2 protein-coding genes are annotated in these 2,103 nt (G+C 67.0%); both read right to left on the minus strand.

The genetic code is table 11. From position 1 onward, the window contains the following. On the minus strand, nucleotides 1–1,830 hold a 1,830-nt coding region (gene leuS / locus I73_RS10415; RefSeq protein ID WP_022980549.1), incomplete at its 3' end, for a leucine--tRNA ligase. A 33-nt stretch (nucleotides 1,831–1,863) separates the two neighbouring features. Further along, nucleotides 1,864–2,103 (minus strand): biopolymer transporter ExbD (locus tag I73_RS27285; RefSeq protein WP_022980550.1); only part of this gene is annotated, 240 nt, incomplete at its 5' end.

The raw sequence follows: 2,103 nt of genomic DNA on the forward strand, positions 1-2,103 counted from the left end.
GATGTGGTTGAGCACCATGCCCTGGGTGAGCAGCTTGTGAAAGGGCTCGCTGACCTCGACCAGCTTCAGGTCACGCATCACCTTGGTCCAGAAGCGCGCGTACAACAGGTGCAGGATCGCGTGCTCGATGCCGCCGATGTACTGGTCCATCGGCATCCAGTACTTGGCGCCGTCGGCGACCATGGCCTGGTCGTTGCTCGGGTCGCAATAGCGCATGAAGTACCAGGACGAATCGATGAAGGTGTCCATCGTGTCCGTCTCGCGGCGGGCCGGCTTGCCGCAGCAGGGGCAGGCCACGTTGAGGAAGGACGCGCACTTGTTCAGCGGGTTGCCACTGCCGTCGGGGATCAGGTCCTCGGGCAGCACCACCGGCAGGTCCTTCTCCGGCACCGGCACGGCGCCGCAGTCGTCGCAGTGGATGATGGGGATGGGCGTGCCCCAGTAGCGCTGGCGGCTGATGCCCCAGTCGCGCAGGCGCCAGGTGGTTTTCTTCTCGCCCAGGCCTTTGGCGCTGAGCAGTTCTGCCACCTTGGTGACGGCTTGGCTTGGACTCAACCCGTCGAGGACGCCCGAGTTCATGCAGCGCATAAAGGCATCGCTCTTCCAGCCGTACCACTCTTGCCAGTCGCCTCGAGGGTTCAGCTCGACCTCATCCGGCCGAACAGCTCGCTCAATTGGGAAGACGCGCCCGACAACTTGCTTGATGTCGAGGCCGTACTTCTGGGCGAAGGCGAAGTCGCGTTCGTCGTGCGCCGGCACACCCATCACCGCACCGTCGCCGTAGCTCATCAGCACATAGTTGCCGACCCAGACCTCGACCTGGGCGCCGGTCAGCGGGTGGGTGACGAACAGGCCGGTCGGGCGGCCTTCCTTTTCCTTCAGGGCCAGCTCGGCCTCGGTCGTGCCACCCTTCTTGCACTCTTCGATGAAGGCGGCCAGCTCGGCATTGCCGGCGGCGGCGTGGGTGGCCAGCGGGTGCTCCGGCGCCACGGCGCAGAAGGTCACGCCCATGATGGTGTCGGCACGGGTGGTGAAGACGTAGAGCTTGCCGTCCTGGATCAGCGTGCCGTCGGCGCCCTTGATCTCATGCGGGAAGGCGAAGCGCACGCCCTCGCTCTTGCCGATCCAGTTCTCCTGCATCAGGCGCACGCGCTCGGGCCAGCCCGACAGGTAGTTCGGGTCCTCGGGGTTGGCCACCGCGCTCAGCAGCTCGTCGGCGTACTTGACGATGTTCAGGTAGTAGCCGGGGATCTCCCGCTTCTCGACCGGCGCGCCCGAGCGCCAGCCCTTGCCGTCGATCACCTGCTCGTTGGCCAGCACGGTCTGGTCCACCGGGTCCCAGTTGACGACCTGGGTGCGGCGCTCGGCGATGCCGGCCTTGAGCATCTGCAGGAACAGCCACTGGTTCCACTTGTAGTAGCTGGGCTGGCAGGTGGCGACCTCGCGCGACCAGTCGATGGCCAGGCCCATGGCCTGCATCTGGCCCTTCATGTAGGCGATGTTCGAGTAGGTCCACTGCGCCGGCGGCGTCTTGCCCTTCATGGCGGCGTTCTCGGCCGGCAGGCCGAAGGCGTCCCAGCCCATGGGCATCAGCACGTTGAAGCCCTTCATCCGCAGCTGACGGGTCAGCATGTCGTTGATGGTGTAGTTGCGCACATGGCCCATGTGCAGCTTGCCCGAGGGGTAGGGCAGCATGGAGCAGGCGTAGAACTTGGGCTTGAGCTGGCCCTGGCTGTCGCGGGCGCCCTCGGTGACGCGGTAGGCATCCAGCGCGTTCCAGTGCGCTTGGGCGGCGGTTTCGACCTCGGCGGGGACGTATTTCTCGTTCATCCCCGGATTGTAGGAGCCGCGCAGGCTCCGGCGTCAGGGGCGGGCCGGGGCGGGCGGCGGGCTGCCGCTGGTCACGAAGCCGATGCGCGAGAGGCCGGCCGTCTGCAGCAGGCCGATCAACTCGGCCACCCGGCCGTAGGGCACGCTCTGGTCGGCCCGCAGCTGCACCTCGGTCTGCGGGTTGCGCTGGGCCGCGGTCTTGGCCTGGGCGCCCAGCTCGGCGGCGGCGATCTTCTGGTCCTGCAGATACAGCTGGCCGCGGGGTCGATGGCG

This window comes from Ideonella sp. B508-1 (assembly GCF_000333615.1).
Lineage (GTDB): Bacteria > Pseudomonadota > Gammaproteobacteria > Burkholderiales > Burkholderiaceae_C > Ideonella.